Here is a 20469-nt window from a genome sequence, read left to right on the forward strand (position 1 = left end):
TAGCAGCGGCCCCGCCTCGGCGTCGGGCACCTCCGGTCGGCCGCCCAGGGCGCACCGGGCACGGGCCAGCTCCACCGCGGCGGACGTCGGCGCGAGGGTCTCGACCGCCGCGCGCAGCGTGGGCACCCCGTCGGGCCCCTCGAGGACGCCGAGCTGCCGGAGCGCGGCGCCGAGGTAGGTGGGCGCGCCCCAGCGGCGCAGCCGCCGCACCTCGTCCTCGACCAGGGCGACCGCCTCGTCGGTCCGGCCCAGCCCGGCCAGCGCGGAGGCGGCGATGCTGCGCCACGGGTTCCAGACCGGGTTGGGGATCGGGATGGGCGCCGGGGCGGCGTCGAGCGCGTCGAGCGCCTGGGCGTGCCGGCCCTCGGCGACCAGCAGCCGGGCGGCGGCGTGGTGCAGCAGCCGCGCACCCTCGCCGGCGACCGGCCCGGCGAACGCGGCATCGGCGGCCCGGCGGGCGGCGGCGACGTCGCCGCGGTCGAGGAGGCAGCCGATGGTGAAGGCGTGGGTGTAGAGCTCACCCACGCCCGACCCGCCCCACATGCGGTCCTGCTCGTGGGCGACGCCCAGGCAGGCCAGCGCCTCGTCCAGCTCACCGCGGCGCCAGTGCCAGAACCCCTGCCAGAGGCTGGTCGACAGCGCGGCGAACAGCGAGCCCCGGGCGTGCGCCTCGGCCCGCGCGCGGTCCCAGAAGTCGCCGAGGTCGTCGTCGGCCAGCATCCGCACCGTCGCGGCGACCACCCAGAACAGCCCGTCGTCGGCCCGCCGGAGCCGGTCGCCGTCCAGCGCCCGCCGGGCCAGGGCCACCGCCCGCTCGCGGTCGGTGCCGTCGACGGTGGTCTCGAAGGCCAGGGCGGCGGCCAGCATCCGCGCGCCGTCGCCGTCACCGGCCGGCTCCGGGGGCTCGGCGCTGCGCCAGATCGCCGGGTCCAGCCAGTGCATGAAGCCGCTGATCCGTTCCACGGCGAGCAGGGCCTGCCGCTGGTCGGCGAGCTCCGGCGGGACGACGGAGGCGGCCTCCCGGGCGAACGCCGTGGCGACGCCGGGCGGGCTGGCGAACACCTGCGTCCGGGCGACGGTGACGGCGAGGTCGGCGCGGCTGCGGGCGTCCTCGGAGGTGCCGTACGCCTGCAGCAGGTGCTCGGTGCCGGCGATGCCGTCGAGCAGGGACTCCAGCCGGCCGAGCTCGCTGAGCACCTCGCAGCGCTGCTCGGCGCCGGGCGGCTCACCCAGGGCCCGGCGCAGCAGGACCACCGCGCTGTCGGAGGCGCCCCGCTCGGCGGCGGTGCGGGCCGCCCGGCGCAGTGTGGCCACCGTCGCGTCGTCCCCGCGCAGGGGGGCGAGCAGGAGGTGGGCGGCCACCTGCTCGTCGCCGGCACCGGCCGCGCGGAGCACCCGCGCGGCGCGCTCGTGGCGCAGCGCGCGCTCGGGCGCGGGGAGGTCGCGGTACACCGCCTCGCGCACCAGCGGGTGCACGAACGCCAGCGGCTGCTCGTCATGCACCACCTCGGCCCGGGCCAGCGCCGCCAGCGCGGCGGCGGTCTCCGGCTCGGGCAGCTCGGCGAGCGCGGCGACCAGCGGCAGCGGGGCGCCGTCGCCGAGCACGGCGGCGGCGCGGGCGACGGCCGGCACGTCGCCGCCGAGCCGCCGCAGCCGCACGAGCACCATGCTCGACACCGCCCGCGAGCCGACCGCCAGCACGGTGTCGGCGTGCGCGGCGTCGGGCCGGACACCGTCGGCCTCCAGCGCCCGCACCAGCTGCCGCAGCAGCAGCGGGTTGCCCGACGTGGTCCGGTGGCAGGCGCGCACGAACAGCGGCGAGACCGGCTCGCCCAGCCGCCGTCCGACGAAGCCGGCCGTCGCCTCCGGGGAGAGCGGGGCGGGCCGGACGACGACCGCGGCCGGCTCCAGCGCCAGCTCGGCGAGCAGCTCCTCCTCCTGCGCCGGCTCCCCGGTGCGCACGGTGCCGACCAGCAGCACCGGCACGCCCTCCATCCGCCGGGTCAGGTAGGCCAGCCAGCGCAGCGAGGCCCGGTCGGCCCACTGCAGGTCGTCCACGGCCAGCACCAGCGGCCCGGACTCGGTGAGGGTGACGGCCAGCCAGTAGAGGCCGTGCAGGACGGCGAAGGAGCCCTCCGCCGCGTCGTCGGCCGCGACGTCGAAGACGCCCCGTGCGCTGGCCGCCGCGCCGCCGAGCAGCTGCTCCCGTCGCTGCGGGTCGACCAGCTCGGGCTCGAACAGCTGGCGGACGACGCCGAACCCGAACGCCCGCTCCAGCTGGCTTCCCCGGGCGCAGAGGGCCCGCGCGCCGCGCTCGGCCGCCAGCCGCCGCACCTCGGTGAGCAGCCGCGTCTTGCCGATCCCGGGCGGTCCCTGGACCAGCAGCAGCCGCGGCTCGCCGGCGACGAGGTCGTCCAGCGCGGCCCGGACGGCGGCCAGCTCGCGGTCCCGGTCGAGCAGGTCCTCCGGTGCCGCGGCCGGCACGGGCGCCGGCGCCGGGCCGCGCCGCGGCGGGTGCAGGGAGGGGGCCTGCGCCAGCACCTGCTCCTCCAGCTCGCGCAGCGCCGGGCCGGGGTCGACGCCGAGCTCGTCGGCGAGGGTGGTCCGCGCCCGCCGCAGCGCGGCCAGCGCGTCGGCCTGCCGGTGCGCCCGGTACAGCGCGAGGACGAGCAGCCGCCAGCGCTCCTCGCGCAGCGGCTCCTCGGCGACCAGCGTCTCGAGGTCGGGGACGACGAGCGCCGCCTCGCCGCGCCGCAGCCGGGCGTCCAGCCGGCGCTCCCGGGCCACCGCGCGCAGCTCGGCGAGCCGGCCGACCTCCGCCTGCGCCCACGGCTCGTCGGCGTACTCGGCCAGCGGCGGGCCGCGCCACAGCGCCAGCGCCTGGTCGAGCAGCGCGACCGTGGCCGCCGGGTCGTCCGTGGCCGCGGCCTGCTGCACCAACGCCTCGAAGCGCCAGGCGTCGACCGCGTCGGGCGGCAACCGGACGGCGTACCCCCGCCCCTCGCGGACGATGACCGCCGACCGGGTGCGCGCGGCGCTGCCGGGCTGCAGCCGCCGGCGCAGGTGGGAGACGTAGGCCTGCAGCGCACCGACGGCGTCCTCCGGCGGGTCCTCGCCCCACACCGCCTCGATCAGCCGCTCGACCGCCACGACCTCGCCGCGGGCCAGCACCAGGACGGTGAGGACGGCGCGCTGCCGGGGACCGCCGAGGTCGAGGGGTGCGCCGTCCACCGATGCCGTGGAGGCGCCCAGGAGCCCGATCCGCAGGTGCGCGCTGTCGGTCACGGGCGCCTCCCTCCGCGGGCAACGTAGACGAGATCCGCCTCCGCGTCAGTCGCCTCTGCCGCGCAGGAGGACCAGCGCCGCCAGCGCCGCGAGGCCGGCGGCCACCGCGGCGCCGGCGAAGACGGTGTGCAGCTGGGTGAGGACGGCGGCGTCGGTGGCGGCGTCGTACGCGGGGCAGTCGGCCGGCGTCCGCGGGCAGAGGTCCAGCGGCGAGCCGATCGCGGTCACCTCGGCGGTGAACCGGCGCAGCGCGATCGCGGTGAGCAGCGACAGCCCGACCAGCATGCCGACGGTGCGCGCCACCACCGACAGGGCGCCGGCGCTGCCGTGGACGTCGGCACCGGTCACCGCGAGCAGCACTGCGTTGACCGGCGCGATGGCCAGCCCGAAGCCGAGGCCCGCGGCGAGCAGCACGAGGGTCGAGGCGACGCCGTCCAGCGAGCGCTCGCCCCAGCCGGTCATCGCGACCAGGGCCAGGGCCGCGAGGGCCATGCCGCCGCCGGCGACCAGCCGCGGCGGGACCGCCCGGCACAGCCACCCCCCGGCGACCGCGCCGACCGGGACGGCGACCAGCAGCCGCAGCAGCACCAGGGCCGCGCCGAGCTGGTCCCCGGGCGTGGTGGTGGCGCGGGCGAACAGCGGGACGTCGACCAGCGCGGCCACGAGCGCGACCCCGACCAGCAGGTTGACCACGAGCGCGCCCCACGCCCCGGTCGGGCGCAGCGCCCGCAGCGGCAGCACGGGGGCGGCGGCCCGCCGCTCGTGCAGCACGAACGCGACCGCGGCGACGGCGGCCAGCGGGAGCAGGACCGGCCCGTGCGCGACGACCTGGGTGCCGGGGTCGGCGGCCGCGAAGGCCCAGACGAGGCTGCCCAGCGCCACCACCACGAGCAGCGAGCCGACGACGTCGACCTCGGCCGCGAGCCGGCCCAGGCCGCGCAGCGGCAGCACCGCGCCGCTCGGGGTGGTGAGGCTGCGGACGACGAGCGCGCCGCCGGCGACGACCGCGACCAGCACCAGCGGGGTGGCGGCACCGAGCACCGGCACCCAGAGCAGGCCGAGGGTGACGTCCTCGGCCAGCGCCCGGGGCTCGGCGAGCTGCAGCCCCGCGGCGAGCGCGGTCAGCGCGGCGAGCGTGAGGCCGACGGGGTCGGGGCGGCGGGCCGGCCCGGTGAGCAGCGCACCGCCGGCCAGGGCGAGGCCGAGCAGCAGGTTGAGCCAGAAGATGGCCCGCCAGTCGGCGACGGCCAGGACCGCCGCGCCGGCCAGCGGCCCGAGGACGGCGCCGGTCTCCTGCACCGCGCCGACGACGCCGAGCGGCACGGCCCGCCGCTCGGGCGGCCAGCGGTCGGCGACCAGCGCCAGGGTGGCCGGGACCAGCCCGCCGGCCCCGACGCCCTGCAGTCCCCGGCCGGCGACCACGGGACCCAGCTCGCCGGCGGTGGCGGTGAGCAGCGAGCCGAGGGCGAACAGCAGGAGGCAGCCGACCAGCACCGGCACCCGGCCGCGCAGGTCGGCCAGCCGGCCCAGCAGCGGCAGCGTGGCGGTGTAGCCGAGCAGGAAGCCGCCGACGATGGGCGCCGCCCGCTGCAACTCCTCCACGCCCACCCCGACGCCGGTGAGGATGTCGGGCAGCGCGAGGACGACGACGTAGGTGTCGGCGGCGGTGACCAGCACCGCGACGGCGGCCAGGACGACCAGCGGGAGGCCGGGGACCGCCGCCGGCCCCGCGCCCGGGTCAGCCGGTGGGCGGCGCGGTGATGTCGACATCGGCGCCGTGCTCGCTGAGCTCGAGGGTGTAGGTGGCGTCGTCGGCGGTGAAGAACGGGCCGGTCAGCTCGACCCGCCGCAGCTCGCCGCTGTCGGGGACCACCGACAGCCGCGCGTCCACCGGACGGCTGGGGTCCTGGCTGGTCAGCACCTCCTCGACCAGGTCGCCGGGCAGCTGCGCGGTCACCTCGCGCACCACCTCGCCGTCCACCCGGCGCTCCTCCCCCAGCTCGGCGTCCTCCGCGGCTCCGAGCAGCCGGGAGATGCCGCCGTCGGGGGCGAGCAGCGCGCCCGGGTCGCCGATGCCGAACTGCGCGGGGTCGACGACGCTGAAGCCGCCGGTGAAGGGCAGCTGGGCGTAGACCGTGCCGTCGACGGAGACCACGGCGACCTCGAGGGCCGCGCCGCCGGTCAGCACCTGCAGGGTGCCGTCGAACGAGGCGGGGCGGGCGATGTCCCCCTCGCCGCCGGCCAGGTGCGTGCCGGTGTCGGGGGCGCCCTCGCTGGTGAGGACGAAGTGCACGCTCGGCGTATCGTCGAGGGCGGTCCGCGCGCGGTCGAGCAACTCGGCGGCCGAGACCTCGGGCTCGCCGCCGCCGCAGGCGGTGAGGACGGCGAGGGTCAGGACCGCGGTGGCCGCCCGGCGCAGCAGCATGTCGCCTCCCCTGCTCAGGACCTCTCCGGCGCCCGGGACGGTATCCCGCCGCGGCGGTCAGACGGTGGCGCCGGTCCGTCCGGCGAGCGCCGCGTCGACCTTGGACCGGTTCCGCTCCGGCAACGCCGCGCGCGCCGGGGCGAGCTCGGCTAGCAGGTGCGGCTCGGTCGTGGACGCACGGAAGGTCATGCCGATGGTGATGTCGTGGTCCGGGCGCTCCACGACCTCGATGCGGTCACCGGCGCCCAGGTCGCCCGTCGCGAGGACGCGCAGGTAGGCGCCGCTGGCGCCGTGCTCGGTGAACCGCTTGATCAGCCGCGGAACGCCCCAGTGCGCCCGCAGCTTGGCGCACGGCGTGCGGGGGGCGGTGACCTCGACGAGCACGCCGCCGATGCGCCACCGCTCACCGAGCAGGGCGCCGGTGAGGTCGATGCCGCTGGTGCGCAGGTTCTCGCCGAACCGGCCGGCCGGCAGGTCGCGCTCGAGATCGGCGGCCCACCAGTCGGCGTCCTCCTGCGCGTAGGCGTAGAGCGCCTGCCCCTCGCCGCCGTGCCACCTGCGGTTGACCTGCACGTCGCCGTCCAGACCGAGCGGGTGGACGGCGACGCGGCCGGCGACCGGCCGCTTGTCGATGGCGCTCGTGGTGTCGCCGGCGCGCGGCAGGCGGATGGGCCGGGGGCCGGAGACGCAGACCGCCTCGATCCGGGCGGTCACGCGCTCTCCTCGCCGGCGCTCGTCGACCGCGTGCCGCCAGGTGCTCTGTTCACCGGTGAGCTCGCAAGCTCGCTCACTTCTTGGAGGCGGTGGACTCGTTGGTGGAGAGCGCGGCGACGAAGGCCTCCTGGGGGACCTCGACGCGGCCCACCATCTTCATCCGCTTCTTGCCCTCCTTCTGCTTCTCCAGCAGCTTCCGCTTGCGGGTGATGTCCCCGCCGTAGCACTTGGCGAGGACGTCCTTGCGGATGGCCCGGACGGTCTCCCGGGCGATGACCCGGGAGCCGACGGCGGCCTGGATGGGCACCTCGAACTGCTGGCGCGGGATGAGCTCGCGCAGCTTGCCGGCCATCATCACGCCGTAGCTGTAGGCCTTGTCCTTGTGGACGATCGCGCTGAACGCGTCGACCGCCTCGCCCTGGAGCAGGATGTCGACCTTGACCAGCTTCGACTCCTGCTCGCCGGCCTCGGAGTAGTCGAGGGAGGCATAGCCGCGGGTGCGCGACTTCAGCGCGTCGAAGAAGTCGAAGATGATCTCGCCGAGCGGCAGCGTGTAGCGCAGCTCGACGCGGGACTCGCTGAGGTAGTCCATGCCGCCGAGCTGCCCCCGCCGGCTCTGGCAGAGCTCCATGATCGTGCCGGTGTAGTCACTGGGCGCGATGATGGTGGCGCTGACGACCGGCTCGTAGACCGTGTCGATCTTGCCCTCGGGCCAGTCGCTGGGGTTGGTGACGACGAGCTCCGAGCCGTCCTCCATGACCACCCGGTAGACGACGTTGGGCGCGGTGGAGATGAGGCTGATGTTCGCCTCGCGCTCCAGCCGCTCGCGGACGATCTCCAGGTGCAGCAGGCCGAGGAAGCCAACGCGGAAGCCGAAGCCCAGCGCCGCGGAGGTCTCCGGCTCGTAGGTCAGGGCGGCGTCGTTGAGCAGCAGCTTGTCCAGGGCCTCGCGCAGCAGCGGGTACTCGCTGCCGTCGATCGGGTAGAGGCCGGAGTAGACCATCGGCTTGGGGTCGCGGTAGCCGCCGATCGACTCGGTGGCCGGCTTGTGCTGCAGGGTGACGGTGTCGCCGACGCGGGACTGGCGGACGTCCTTCACCCCGGTGATGAAGTAGCCGACCTCGCCGACGCCGAGGCTCTCGACGGGCTTGGGCTCCGGGGAGATGACCCCGATCTCCAGCAGCTCGTGCGTGGCGCCGGTGGACATCATCTTGATCTTGTCGCGGGCGGCGATCCGGCCGTCGACGACCCGGACGTAGGTGATGACCCCGCGGTAGATGTCGTAGACGCTGTCGAAGATCATCGCCCGGGCGGGGCCCTCGGCCACGCCGGTCGGGGCGGGGATCTGCTCGACGATCAGATCCAGCAGAGCCGGCACGCCCTCGCCGGTCTTGCCGCTGACCCGCAGGACGTCGTCGGCGTCGCAGCCGATGATGTGCGCGATCTCGGCGGCGTACTTCTCCGGCTGCGCGGCCGGGAGGTCGATCTTGTTGAGGACCGGGATGATCGTGAGGTCGTTCTCCATGGCCAGGTAGAGGTTGGCCAGGGTCTGGGCCTCGATGCCCTGCGCGGCGTCCACCAGGAGGACCGCGCCCTCGCAGGCGGCCAGCGACCGGGACACCTCGTAGGTGAAGTCGACGTGACCCGGGGTGTCGATCATGTCGAGCACGAACTCGCGGCCGGCCTGCTCGCCGGTCGACGGCGTCCACGGCAGTCGCACGTTCTGCGCCTTGATGGTGATGCCGCGCTCGCGCTCGATGTCCATGCGGTCGAGGTACTGCGCACGCATCTGCCGTCCCTCGACGATCCCGGTGACCTCGAGCATCCGGTCGGCCAACGTCGACTTGCCGTGGTCGATGTGGGCGATGATGCAGAAGTTCCGGATGCGGGCCGGGTCGGTGTAGGCGGGAGTCGTCACAGTGCCCCCATCGTCCCACGCCCGGCTGCGTCGGCCACCGATTGCCCGGGGATGGGCGGGTGGACCCGCGGGTTGGGGTCGTCCGACCGACGCTGGTATCTTGGCAGACCGGTCCGCTGACGCACGCCGTCCGGACGCACTGTCCAGAACTCCCTCCCGAGAGACACCCGAGGCTCACGCGTGGCGAACATCAAGTCCCAGATGAAGCGGATCAAGACCAACGAGAAGGCGCGTCAGCGCAACGTTGCCGTCAAGTCCGCCCTGAAGACCGCCGTCCGGCGTGTCCGCACCGCTGTTGCCTCCGGTGACGCGGCCGCCGCCGCGACCGCTCTGCAGACCGCCGGCAAGGCGCTGGACAAGGCCGCCAGCAAGGGCGTCATCCACAAGAACCAGGCCGCGAACCGCAAGTCGGGTCTGGCCAAGCAGGTCGCCGGCCTCTGAGCCGGCGCACCGCGCACTGACGCGGTCCGCGAGAGCCCCCTCCCCTGCCGGGACGGGGGCTCTCCGCGTTCCGGGGCGGGTTCGCGGTCGCGGGCTCGCGGTTTGCGGCTCGCCGCGGTCCGCGGGCTCGCCGACGTCCGGGCTGGCTCACATCCGGCCGCGTCCGGTCTCCCTCCGGATGTCGACGATCCGCCGCACCGCCCGCTCCAGCGCGTAGTCGGCGCTGGCCGCGGCTCCCTTGACGTCGGCGTTGAGTTCGGCGGCCACTCCCATCGCCTGCTGCAGCCCCTCGATGCTCCACCCCCGCGCCTGGGCCTGGGCCTTCTTCACCTTCCACGGTGGCATCTTCAGCGTGCGCGCCAGGTCACCGGGGTTGGCGCTGCGCACCGACGACACCCGGGCCGCGGTACGCACGCCGTCGGCGATCGCGTCGGCGATGAGGACGTGGGCCACCCCGCGCTGAAGGGCCCACCGCAGCATCTCCAGGGAGCCCGTCCGGTCACCGACGAGCACGCGTTCGGCGACGGTGAAGCCGCTGACCTCCGCCTGCCCGCGGTGGAACCGGGCGACGGCGTCGGCGTCGATGCTGCCGCCGAAGTCGGAGACGAGCTGGCCGGCCGCCGACGACAGCTGTCGCAGGTCCGCGCCGATCGCCTCGACCAGCGCCGAGGCCGCGTCCGGGGTGATGCGGCCGCCCGCGGACCGCACCTCGTTGCGCACGAAGGCGATCCGGTCGCCCACCGAGCTGACCTTGGGACAGTCGTCGACGGCCGCGCCCGCGGCCTTGAGGGCCTTGAGCAACGCCTCGTTCCGCTTGCCGCCGTTGTGCACGACGACGAGCGTCAGGTCGGGGTCCGGCTCCTTCGCGTAGCCGGTGATCGCGTCGCAGAGCGCGCCGGCGGCCTCGTGCACACCGGTGATCACCACCACACGGTGTCCACCGAACAGCGACGGCGCGAGGACGTCGGCGAGCTGGCCGACCGGCAGCCCCTGGGCGGGCAGTTCGTGCAGCTCGGCGTCGGGGTGGCGGTCGAGCACGGCGGTGCGGACGGCGGAGACGGCGCGGGCCCGCAGCAGCTCCTCCTCCCCGACCACGGCGCGCAGGCGTGAGGTCGGTGCCGGGGGTGCTGCTGCCACCCGGGCATGGTGTCACGCTCGGACGACGGTCCCGGCTACCCACGCGAACCGCGCTGATGGCCCGGGCCCGCATGGCCGAAGCGCCGGCACCCACGGCCGCGCCGCCGGCCGCTGCGGCGGCATCCCGCCCGGGGCCGGCGTCGCTGCCGCGGCCGGCGACACCCCAGGCCCCGGCCTCTCCGGCCACCGCCAGGTCGCCCTCGCGGTCGGTCCGGTGCACGCGGATGCCCTCCTCCGCCAACCACGAGAGCACCCGGCCCGTCGGGTGGCCGTAGGTGTTGTCCGCCCCCACGGTCACCAGGGCCACCCGCGCCCCGCTGGCCGTGAGGAAGCCGCGGTCGGCGTCGGCACTGCCGTGGTGCGGCACCTTGAGCACGTCGGCCCGCAGGTCCACCCCGTCGGCAACGAGCCGCGCCTCCATCTCCGCGCCGAGATCCCCGGTCAGCAGGACCCGCAGCCCCCGCTGGGTGACCCGGACGACCAGCGACAGGTCGTTGGCCTCCGCGGCGGCCGTGGCCCGCTCCGGCGACGGGGCCAGCACCTCGAGCGTCGCACTGCCCACCGTGCGCCGGTCCCCCGGGACCAGGACATGCCGCTCCGCCCCCGCCCGGCGGACCTGCGCGTCCAGCCGGGCGCCGCGGTCCTCGGCCGGCGAGAGGGTCCCGGTGGCGACGGTGCCGACCTCCCGCCCGGACAGGGCTCCGGCCAGGCCCCCGGCGTGGTCGGCGTCCAGGTGGCTGACGAGGACCAGCGGGAGCCGGTCGATGCCCAGCCGGTCCAGGCACCGGTCGACCGCACCGACATCCGGGCCGGCGTCCACCAGAACGCCCTCCCCGGGCGCGGTCGGGATCACCAGGGCGTCCCCCTGGCCGACGTCGCAGGCCACCAGGACCGTGCGCTCGGGCGGCCACCCGCGGGTGACCTGACGGAGCGGCCAGCCCAGGACCACCACCCCCACCAGGGCGGCGAGAGCCAGCGGCCGGGCCCGGGGGAACCGCCACAGGAGCCAGCCGGCGGCCAGGAGGAGCACGGTCAGCAGCACGGCGCCGCGCGTGCCGGCCGGCCACCCGGTCGCGCCGTCGGGAAGTGCCGCGGCACGCTGCGCGACGACCACCAGCCAGCGGGCGGGCCACCCGCCGAGCCACACCAGCGCGTCGCCCAGGGCCGGGACGAGCGCACCGGCGAGGGCGGCCAGCAGCCCGAGCACGGTCGCCGGCGGCACGGCCGGGGCGGCCAGCAGGTTGGCCGGCAACGACACCGGGCTGACCAAACCGGACAGGCCGGCGACGAGCGGCGCGGTGGCGACCCCGGCGGCGGCCGCGACCGCCAGCGCGTCGGCCACCGGCCGGGGCCAGCCGCGCAGTCGCAGCCGCCGGGACCACCCCGGCGCGAGCAGCACGATGGCCGCGGTGGCCGCGACCGACAGGGCGAAGCCGGCGTCCCGCGCGAGGTCCGGCTCGATCAGCAGCAGGACGACCACGGCGCCGCCCAGTGCCGGTAGGGCCGCACGCGACCGACCGCTGGCCAGCGCCAGCAGCGCCACGGCACCCATCGCCGCTGCGCGGACCACGCTGGCGCTGGGCCGGGCGAGCACGACGAAGCCTGCCAGCGCGACCACCGCCACCACTGCCTGGACCCTCCGGTCCACCGCGCGACGGCGCAGCGGCGCGAGGACCCCCGCCAGCACGATCGCCACGTTGGCGCCGGAGACCGCCGTGAGGTGGGAGAGCCCGGCCCGCCGGAAGTCCTCGACGAGGACGGGGTCCATCGCCCGGGTGTCGCCCACGACCAGCCCGGGCAGAAGTCCCCCGGCCCCCGGACCGAGCACGCGGAGCGCGGACTCGGACAACGCGTCCCGCAGTCCTCCGGCGGCCCGCTGAGCCCACGGCGGATCCCCGAGCAGGTGCGGCGGCGACCGCGCCGACAGTCGCGCCACCAGCCCGTCCCCCGCCGCGGCCGGGAAGACGGCGGCCCGGATCCGCACCGGCTGCCCCGGGAGCAGCCCCAGCCACTCCTCGGCGGGGCCGAACAGCAGCACGTCGTCATCCAGCCGCAGCCGCGTGCCGCCGTCGTCCAGCGCCGTGACCGTGGCGGCGGCGACGGCGCGCGACGGGCCGACGCCACGCACCGGCAGCGGATCCCCGTCCAGCTCCAGGTCGAGCTGAACGCTCCGGCGCTGCTCGGCCACCGCCGCGAGCGGCGAGGCCTCCCGGGCGGCCGCACGGACCGCGGCCGTGACCGAGGTGACCGTCAGCGCGGCCAGGACCCCGAGGAGGACGACCGAGCCGGTCCGGCGACGCCGCCGCCCCACAACGGCGGCGGCTCCGGTACTGAGCGCCGCAACGCCCACCAGCCCGGGCGGAGGCACGAACGGCGCCACGAGGGAGACACCCCAGACGGCCGCAGCCACCGGTGCGAGCCGCAGGTCGACCCACGCCCAGCGCCCGGGTGGGGCGCTCACACGGTCACCAGCTCGGCCAGCTCGGCGAAGATCGCCGGGCCGATGCCGGGTACGTCGTCGAGCTGCTCGACGCTGCGGAACGGGCCCTGTTGGTCGCGGTGGTCGACGATCCGCTGTGCCAGGACGGGCCCGATGCCGGGGAGCGCGTCCAGGTCCGCCGTGGTCGCCCGGTTCAGGTCGACCAGCCCGGTCCCGGCCGGCCCGGCCGCGGCGCCGGTCCCCGGTGTGGCACCCGGCACCCCCACTGCGATCTGCTGGCCGTCGGCCACCACCGCGGCCAGGTTGACCGAGGCCGCATCGGCGTCGGGGAGCAGACCGCCCGCAGCCGCCAGGGCGTCGGCCACGCGCGCTCCCTCGGGCAGCGTGACCAGACCTGGGCGGGCCACGAGCCCCACCACGGAGACGACGACGGTGGCCGACGCGTCGGCCACCTCGCCCACCGAGGGGCTCGCGGGCGTGCTCGCCGACGGGGTGGCCGCCGACGTCCCCGGCGCCGGCTCCGGCACCGCCTCGATCTGCGGGCGGCTCCACCAGGTGCCCAGCGTGACCAGCAGTGCCGCGAGCAGGCCGACCGCCCACAGCGACCAGGCGCCCCGGCGTCCGGGGTCCACCCGCACCGCGGCGCCCGGTGCACGGTGCCGCCCGATGCCGTCGGGGAGCTCCGCGCCGTCCTCCTCGTCCTCGCCCTCGACGGCGAGGCGGTCCCGGAGCGGTTGGTCGCCGGTGACCGGCTCGTCGGGCACCCAGCCCGGAGACCGGCGGCCCTCGTCGAGGAGCGCCCGCAACCGGGCGCGGATCAGATCGGCGTCGTCGCTGCGGCGGGAGGTGAGGCGCACCGTCCGGACGCTAGGCAGCTCCCGACGGCGCCGAGCCGGTCCCGGGACAGTTGTGGACAGCCGCCCCGCCTGTGGACGGAACCGGGGCGGTCAGGGGTGGGACGGTGCACGCTGCGCCGGTGCCGACCAACCGCTCAGTTCGTCTGCCGGTCCCCCGGGTCCCTCTCCTCCGGTTGCTCCGGTCCGTTCCGGAGTTGCTCCGCAGCCGACGGGAGCGCCGGAGCCGGGGCGATGACCAGCCCCACGGCACCCGGACCCACGTGCGCACCGATCGCGGCCCCGAGCTCGCTGACGTAGAGCTCCCGGAGGTCCGGGATCCGCTCACGGAGGTCACCGGCCAGCCGCTCGGCGCGCTCCGGCGCGGCCAGGTGGTGGACCGCGACGGAGGCCGGCACCCCGTCGGCGGCCTCCACCCCGCGTTGCACCAGACGGGCCAGGGCGCGGGCCGAGGTGCGCACCTTCTCCAACGGCACGACCCGGCCGTCGACGACGTGGAGGACCGGCTTGACCGCGAGCGCAGTGCCGATCATGGTGGCCGCCGACCCGATCCGCCCCCCGCGGCGCAGGTGCTCGAGGGTGTCGACGACGAAGAGGGTCTTCGTGGCGGCCGCGGTGTCGCGGGCTGCGGCGGCGACGGCTCCGGCATCCGCGCCGGCCTCGGCCGCGCGTGCGGCGGCCAGCACGGCGAAGCCGTTGCCCATCGCCGCCGACCGCGAGTCGACGACCGTCACGATGTGCTCGCCGACCTGCGCGGCGGCCAACCGGGCCGCGTCCACGGTGCCCGACAGTTCCGCGGAGAGGTGGACGGAGACGATGCGGTCGGCGCCGCCATCGAGACACCGGCGGTAGGCGGCGACGAAGTCCCCGGGCGTGGGCCGGGACGTCGACACCTTCTGCCCCCGGACTGCCAGCGCCCTCGCCACGTCGGCCGGTCCGATGTCCTGCCCCTCACGCCCGGAGTGGCCGGCCATCACCACGTACAGCGGCACGATCTCGACCGCGTACCGCTCGACCAGCGCAGGAGGCAGGTAGGCCGTGGAGTCGGTGACCACGGCGACGGACACCCGGCGAGGCTAGCCCTCGACGGAACGCCTCCGGCCGGGATCCCTCGCGGCACCGCCCGGACGGGCAGGTCAGAGAATCGCGTCGGCGTCCTGGGCCGGTGGTGGCCCCTCCTCCGGGCTGGCGCCGGCCTCGATGATGCGGGCGGCACCCCGAGCGGCAGGCGGGCGGCCGTCGAGCTGCAGCGGCGCCGCGTTGTTGTGCCGCAGCAGCCGCCACCGCTCGCTCTGCACCGCCAGTTCGCTCCACGCGCAGTTGCCGAGGGGCCCGAAGACGCGGCGGTGTTCCGGTCCGAGCCCCAACAGGGCCTCCATCAGCCGGGCAGAGGTCCCGCCGTGGGTGACCACGACCGCGACAGGCGCCTCGGGCAGGTCACGGAGGGCGGCCAGCGCGCGGGCCGGGACGTCGGCGGCGTCCTCGCCGCCACGACCGCGGATCGGGCGGCCGGCGATCCAGTCGGCGTACTGCTCCGGGTGGCGCTCGGCGACCTCCTCCCGGGTCAGCCCCTCCCACGAGCCCATGCCGACCTCACGCAGCCGCGGGTCCAGCCGCAGGGGGACGCCGAGGACGGCGGTGAGCGACTCGGCCGTCTCCACGGCCCGCACGAGGTCGCTGGACACCACGACCGTGCCCGCGGGCAACGCGCCGCCCGCGGCCAGGTGCGGCGCGGCCACCGCGGCCTGGCGGCGGCCCTCGTCGTCGAGCGGTGGGTCCAGCTGCCCCTGGAAGCGGCCGACCGCGTTCCACTCGGTCCGACCGTGCCGCCAGATGAGCAGCCGGGAAACCGGCAGGGCCGGCACCACCGTGGTCACCGGCCGGTCGTCTCCGTGCCCGCGCTGTCGGCGGCACCGTCCGCGCCGGAGACAGGGGCGCCGTCGCCGTCCGCCGCCGGGGGCAGGTCGCCGTCCGCCTCGGGAGCGAGGTCGTCCGCCGGCTCGGCGGTCAGCGGCGTCGGGTCGGCGCTCATCGGGTCGACGTCGTCGGCGGACAGCGTCCGCCGGGCATCGAGGGGACCGCCACCCGCGTCCGCGTCCGCACCCGCTGCCGGGTCGGCGGGCACGGCGCTGTCGACGAAGGGGATGGTCGGGCAGTCCTTCCACAGCCGCTCGAGGGCGTAGTAGGCGCGCTCCTCGTTGTGCTGCACGTGGACGACGACGTCGATGAAGTCGAGCAGCACCCAGCGGGCCTCGGCGACGCCCTCGCGGCGCACCGGCTTGACGCCGTGCTGGCGGAGGCGCTCCTCCACCTCGTCCACGATCGCCTGCACCTGGCGCTCGTTGGGCGCCGCGGCGAGGACGAAGGCGTCGGTGATGGCCAGCCGCTCGCTCACGTCGACGATCGAGACGTTGGTCGCCAGTTTGTCGGCGGCGGCCTGGGCGGCCAGCAGTGCGGTCTCCCGCGCCTCGGGCGAGGCGGTCATCGGGGTACCTCCTGGAGATGGGGGGACGAGGGGTCGGGAGGCTGCTCGCCCGGCTGCGCGGCGGTGGCCGGCGGCCGGTCGAAGGCGGGACGGTCGCCGGACGGCGGAGCGGAGCCGTCACCGGAGGCGCCCTCGCGCGCCGCGGTCCGGGAGGCGCTCCGGGAGCGGTACAGGCCGCGCTTCTCGATGTACTGCACGACACCGTCGGGGACCAGGTACCAGACCGGCATGCCGCGGCCCACCCGCTCGCGGCAGTCGCTGGAGCTGATCGCCAGCGCCGGCACCTCGACCAGGCTGACCGATCCCTCGGGGAGGTGTGAGGCGGCGAGGTCGAAGCCGGGGCGGGTCACCCCGATGAAGTGCGCCAGCTGGAAGCAGCGGTCGCTGTCCCGCCAGCTGAGGATCTGGGAGAGGGCGTCGGCGCCGGTGATGAAGAACAGCTCGTCGTCGGGGCGCTGCCGCTGGAGGTCGTCGAGCGTGTCGATGGTGTACGTCTGGCCGCCGCGGTCGACATCCACGCGGCTGACCGAGAAGCGGGGGTTGGAGGCGGTCGCGATGACGGTCATCAGGTAGCGGTCCTCCGCGGGGCTGACCTCGCGGTGGCTCTTCTGCCACGGCTGGCCGGTCGGAACGAAGACGACCTCGTCGAGCCCGAAGAGCACGGCGACCTCGCTGGCCGCCACCAGGTGCCCGTGGTGGATGGGATCGAACGTCCCACCCATCACCCCGATTCGCCGACCCGCCACCGATCGAGCCTATCCGGCCGCCGGGGGCCGGCCCCCCGAGGACCGGCGCCCACCGGCGGCCATTCCCCCGACCGGCTCCCCCGTGCCGTCGGTCGAGGACGGGCGCGGCGCCACCCGGGCCGGCCGGCGGGTGCGCCGGCCGGTCACCGGGAGGACCCGACACCTCGCTGTTCAACGCGCCACCCGCCGTCAGGTCACGGTGCTGTCGACACGTCAACTCGGCGACATCTCGACCGGTCACCTCCGCGACATGTCGACGGGTCGCCGAGGCGACACCTCGACCGGCCGCCGAGGTCCACGGACTGCACCGGTGAGGAACGTTCAGAGCGTGGTGACGAAGTCCGCGAGCTGGGCGGCGTTCCGGCACTCGACCATGTCGATGACCTCGCCGTACCGGTCGGCGGCCGAGTCACCGCTCCCCCACAACCGCCGCGGCTCCGGGTTCAGCCAGTGCGCCGACCGGGCCCGGCGGACCAGGTCGGCGAGCACCGGCAGGCCCGGCTGGCGGTAGTTGGTCCGCCCGTCACCGAGCACCAGCAGCGACGTCTTGGGCCCCACGGCGGCCGGCCAGCGCTCGGCGAACACCTCGAGGGCGGTGCCGTAGTCGCTGTGCCCGTCGAAGCCCACGACGTCGGCCTCCCGACCGATCCGGGACACCGCGTCGACGACGTCGGCGCCCGGCCGGAAGAAGCGGGTCACCTCGTCTGTCGAGTCGACGAACGCGAACGCCCGCACGCCGGAGAAGTGCTCGCGCAGCGCCTGCGTGAGCATGAGCGTGAAGTGACTGAAGCCGGCCACCGATCCGCTGACGTCGCAGAGGACCACCAGCTCCGGCTTGTGCACCGCGCGCGGCCGGTGGTGCGTGACCACGGGGACGCCGCCGGTCCCCAGGGACGCGCGGACGGTCCGGCGGAAGTCCAGCCGGCCCTCCCGGCCCAGCCGCCGGCGGGCCGACAGCCGCACCGCCAGCCGGCGCGCCAGGGGCGCCACGGTCCGCCGCAGCTCGGCGAGGTCCGCGGACTGGGCGCGGAGGAAGTCGATCTGGTCGGCCAGTGGGCGCACCGCGCTCGTGGCGACCTTGTCCCGCCCCCGCTCGGCGGCCGCCCGCCGCCGGACCTCGGCCTCCACCGCCGCCTTGAACGCCGCCAGCCGCTCGCGCACCGTCTGCCGCGCCACCTGCTCGGCCAGGCCACCGCGCTGGTCCCCACCGAGCAGGCCGGCCAGCAGCTGCGCGACCAGGGTGTCCGGCGACAACGCCCGCATCACCCGGTAGCTGAAGTACGACTGCCCGGACGGCGACGGCGTCGCGCGCCCCAGCTGCTCGACCACCTCCCGGGCGAAGCGGCGCAGCGCCTCCTCGTCGCCGTCGAGCAGCAGCTGGGCGAGCTGGTCGCGCAGCAGGCCGGCCAGGTCGACGCCGTCGGGCAGGTCGAGGGTGGACTCCCCGGCCTCACCCGGGTCGTCGGCGGCACCGCCGTCGCCGGAGCCGTCGCCCGAGGTCGCCGGCCGGTCCCCCAACGGCCACCACAGGTCGAACAGCACGTCGTAGGCCGGCCGCTGCGCCGCCCGCTGGAGCAGCACCGCGGCCAGCCCGTGCCGCAGCTGCTCGCGGTCGAGCAGGTCGACCACGGTGAGGATCTCCGCGGCGTCCACGGCCTGGCTGATCCCGACCGGGATGCCGGCCTCGCGGACGGCCCGGACGAAGCCGTCGAGGTGGCCGGCGAGGCCGCCGGGCTCGGCCGTGGTCGGCGGGCCGGCGGTCATCAGTTCAGTCGCAGCTCGGCCGCGGCCCGCACCTGGTCGCTGGCGTGCTTGAGCACCACGCCCAGCGTCGAGCGCACCGCCGTCTCGTCGAGGGTGTCCAGGCCGAGCTCGAGCAGCGTCTGCGCCCAGTCGAGGGTCTCGGAGATCGACGGCGACTTCTTCAGTTCCAGGGCCCGCAGCGCGCGGATGGTCCGCACCAGCTGCTCGGCCAGCCCCGGCGCGAGGTCGGGCACCCGGGAGAGCACGATCTCCCGCTCCCGCTCGGCGGAGGGGTAGTCCAGCGCCAGGTACAGGCAGCGCCGCTTGAGCGCCTCGGACAGCTCCCGGGTGGCGTTGGAGGTCAGCACCACCATCGGCCGGCGGGTGGCCGTCACCGTGCCGAGCTCGGGGATGGTGACCTGGAAGTCCGAGAGCACCTCCAGCAGCAGGCCCTCCACCTCGACGTCGGCCTTGTCGGTCTCGTCGATGAGCAGCACGGTCGGCTCGGTGCGCCGGATCGCGGTGAGCAGCGGCCGGGAGAGCAGGAACTCCTCGCCGAAGATGTCGTCGTGGACGGTGTCCCAGTCCGCGCCGTCGCTGCCCTGCGCGGCCTGGATCCGCAGCAGCTGCTTCTTGTAGTTCCACTCGTACAGCGCCCGCGCCTCGTCCAGGCCCTCGTAGCACTGCAGCCGGATCAGCTCCGAGCCGGTCGCCGCGGCCAGCGCCTTGGCCAGCTCGGTCTTCCCGGTCCCGGCCGGGCCCTCCACCAGCAGCGGCTTGCCCAGCCGGTCGGCGAGGAACACCGTCGTCGCGATCTGCGCGTCGGGCAGGTAGCCCGCCGTCGACAGCCGCTTGCTGACGTCCGCGACCGAGGAGAAGTGCGGGAACTGCGTCGGCGGGCGGGGCATGCGGCTCCTCGCTGGTGCGGCGGGATGGGTGGGGGCGGCGGGTGGGCGGGGGCGCTGCGACGGCGGGTCAGCGGACGTGACCGCTGCCGGTGACGACGTAGGTGGTGGAGGTCAGCTCCGGCAGGCCCAGCGGCCCGCGGGCGTGCAGCTTCTGGGTCGAGATGCCGATCTCGGCGCCGAACCCGAACTCGCCGCCGTCGGTGAACCGGGTCGAGGCGTTCACCAGCACCGCCGCCGCGTCCACTCCGGCGGTGAACGCGGCGATCGCCGACGCGGAGTCGGCCACGATCGCCTCGGTGTGCCCGGTGCTCCACCGCTCGATGTGGTCCAGGGCAGCGGGCAGGTCGTCGACCACGCGCACCGCCATGTCCATCGACAGGTACTCCGTCGCCCAGTCCTCGTCGGTCGCCGGGACGACCGCGTCGTGCGCGGCCTGCGCCGCGGCGTCCCCGTGCAGCGTCACCCCGGCGTCCACCAGCGCGGACAGCAGCCGCGGCAGGAACGGGACGTCCCGGTGCACGAGCAGCGTCTCGGCGGAGTTGCAGACGCTCACCCGGTGGGTCTTGGCGTTGAGGACGATCGCTTCGGCCATCGCCGGGTCGGCCGAGGCGTCGACGTAGACGTGGCAGTTGCCCTCGCCGGTCTCGATCACCGGCACCCGCGACTCCCGCACCACCCGCTGGATCAGCGAGGCGCCGCCGCGCGGGATGACCACGTCGACCACCCCGCGGGCGTTCAGCAGCTCCCCCACCGAGGCGCGGTCGGCCGGCAGCAGCTCGATCGACCCGGCCGGCAGGCCGGCCTTCTCCGCGGCCTCGGTGAGGACGGCGACCAGCGCGGTGTTGGTGCGGAACGCCGACGCCGACCCCCGCAGCAGCGCCGCGTTGCCGCTCTTGAGGCACAGCCCCGCGGCGTCCACGGTCACGTTCGGCCGCGCCTCGTAGACGATGCCGACCACGCCGAGCGGCACCCGGACCTGCCGCAGCGCCAGCCCGTTGGGCAGCGTCGACCCGCGGACGACGTCGCCGACCGGGTCCGGCAGCGCGACCAGCTGGCGCAGCGCGTCGGCCACCCCCGCCACGCGGGCGGGGTCGAGGCGCAACCGGTCGAGGATCGCGGCGGGCGTGCCGTCGGCCGCGGCGGCCGCCACGTCGGCGGCATTGGCGGCGAGCACCTCGTCGGTGCGCTCGACCAGCGCGTCGGCCATGGCACGCAGCGCGGCGTCCTTGGTGTCGGTGGGCAGGGTGCGCAGCACGCGGGCGGCGGCGCGGGCACGCAGCGCCGCGGCGCCGATCAGCGGCAGGCCGGAGACGTCGGACACGCCCGCGAGGGTACGCGGGCGACGCCGGCCGCCTCCCCCTCGCGCACACGTC

At 76.1% G+C, this 20469-nt stretch carries 15 protein-coding genes and 1 pseudogene; 1 reads left to right on the forward strand and 15 read right to left on the reverse strand.

Going from position 1 to position 20469, the window contains the following annotated elements; genetic code table 11:
• From MY526_RS22900 to lepA, 5 genes are all read right to left on the reverse strand, one after another.
• A partial coding sequence (locus MY526_RS22900) for a BTAD domain-containing putative transcriptional regulator (protein WP_436705156.1) occupies positions 1 to 3285 on the reverse strand: 3285 nt, incomplete at its 3' end.
• Positions 3286 to 3330: 45 nt separating this feature from the next.
• Complete coding sequence (locus MY526_RS22905) at positions 3331 to 5055, reverse strand: MFS transporter (RefSeq protein WP_436693141.1); 1725 nt, start codon at positions 5053 to 5055, stop codon at positions 3331 to 3333.
• On the reverse strand, positions 5024 to 5710 hold the full coding sequence (locus tag MY526_RS22910; protein WP_436693143.1) for an LppX_LprAFG lipoprotein: 687 nt from the start codon (positions 5708 to 5710) through the stop codon (positions 5024 to 5026). Before MY526_RS22910 ends, MY526_RS22905 begins: the two co-directional genes overlap by 32 nt.
• Positions 5711 to 5767: 57 nt before the next feature.
• Positions 5768 to 6424, reverse strand: a complete 657-nt coding sequence (locus MY526_RS22915; RefSeq protein ID WP_436693145.1) for an MOSC domain-containing protein — start codon at positions 6422 to 6424, stop codon at positions 5768 to 5770.
• A 73-nt stretch (positions 6425 to 6497) separates the two neighbouring features.
• Positions 6498 to 8342, reverse strand: coding sequence for a translation elongation factor 4 (lepA, locus tag MY526_RS22920; RefSeq protein ID WP_436693146.1), 1845 nt, complete (start codon positions 8340 to 8342; stop codon positions 6498 to 6500).
• Positions 8343 to 8522: 180 nt separating this feature from the next.
• Here lepA and rpsT point away from each other — a divergent pair, with 180 nt between their 5' ends.
• Complete coding sequence (rpsT, locus tag MY526_RS22925; RefSeq protein ID WP_436693147.1) at positions 8523 to 8783, forward strand: 30S ribosomal protein S20; 261 nt, start codon at positions 8523 to 8525, stop codon at positions 8781 to 8783.
• A gap of 147 nt (positions 8784 to 8930) precedes the next feature.
• Here rpsT and holA read toward each other — a convergent pair whose 3' ends face one another.
• The 10 genes and pseudogenes from holA to MY526_RS22975 form a co-directional block, all read right to left on the reverse strand.
• On the reverse strand, positions 8931 to 9920 hold the full coding sequence (gene holA, locus MY526_RS22930; protein ID WP_436693149.1) for a DNA polymerase III subunit delta: 990 nt from the start codon (positions 9918 to 9920) through the stop codon (positions 8931 to 8933).
• 346 nt (positions 9921 to 10266) lie between these two features.
• Positions 10267 to 12381 (reverse strand): annotated as a pseudogene (locus tag MY526_RS22935) (ComEC/Rec2 family competence protein); the annotation flags it as partial.
• Complete coding sequence (locus MY526_RS22940) at positions 12378 to 13217, reverse strand: ComEA family DNA-binding protein (RefSeq protein WP_436693151.1); 840 nt, start codon at positions 13215 to 13217, stop codon at positions 12378 to 12380. The pseudogene MY526_RS22935 and the gene MY526_RS22940, both read right to left, overlap by 4 nt.
• 134 nt (positions 13218 to 13351) lie before the next feature.
• Entirely contained in the window at positions 13352 to 14281 is a 930-nt protein-coding gene (locus MY526_RS22945; protein WP_436693153.1) for a DegV family protein, read from the reverse strand.
• Between the two features lie 69 nt (positions 14282 to 14350).
• Positions 14351 to 15091 carry a histidine phosphatase family protein gene (locus MY526_RS22950; RefSeq protein WP_436693154.1) on the reverse strand — a complete coding sequence of 247 codons (741 nt, stop codon included), beginning with the start codon at positions 15089 to 15091 and terminating at the stop codon, positions 14351 to 14353.
• Positions 15088 to 15699, reverse strand: a complete 612-nt coding sequence (gene rsfS, locus MY526_RS22955; protein ID WP_436693156.1) for a ribosome silencing factor — start codon at positions 15697 to 15699, stop codon at positions 15088 to 15090. Before rsfS ends, MY526_RS22950 begins: the two co-directional genes overlap by 4 nt.
• On the reverse strand, positions 15696 to 16445 hold the full coding sequence (gene nadD / locus MY526_RS22960) for a nicotinate-nucleotide adenylyltransferase (RefSeq protein ID WP_436693158.1): 750 nt from the start codon (positions 16443 to 16445) through the stop codon (positions 15696 to 15698). The genes rsfS and nadD overlap by 4 nt, the downstream gene beginning before the upstream one ends.
• Positions 16446 to 16766: 321 nt before the next feature.
• On the reverse strand, positions 16767 to 18209 hold the full coding sequence (locus MY526_RS22965) for a vWA domain-containing protein (RefSeq protein ID WP_436693160.1): 1443 nt from the start codon (positions 18207 to 18209) through the stop codon (positions 16767 to 16769).
• Positions 18209 to 19096: an AAA family ATPase gene (locus MY526_RS22970; protein WP_436693162.1), complete on the reverse strand. Its 888-nt coding sequence runs from the start codon at positions 19094 to 19096 to the stop codon at positions 18209 to 18211. The genes MY526_RS22965 and MY526_RS22970 overlap by 1 nt, the downstream gene beginning before the upstream one ends.
• Before the next feature lie 67 nt (positions 19097 to 19163).
• On the reverse strand, positions 19164 to 20417 hold the full coding sequence (locus tag MY526_RS22975) for a glutamate-5-semialdehyde dehydrogenase (RefSeq protein ID WP_436693164.1): 1254 nt from the start codon (positions 20415 to 20417) through the stop codon (positions 19164 to 19166).
• Positions 20418 to 20469: the final 52 nt, after the last annotated feature.

The sequence above is a fragment of the Geodermatophilus sp. CPCC 205761 genome, assembly GCF_051383655.1.
GTDB lineage: Bacteria > Actinomycetota > Actinomycetes > Mycobacteriales > Geodermatophilaceae > Geodermatophilus.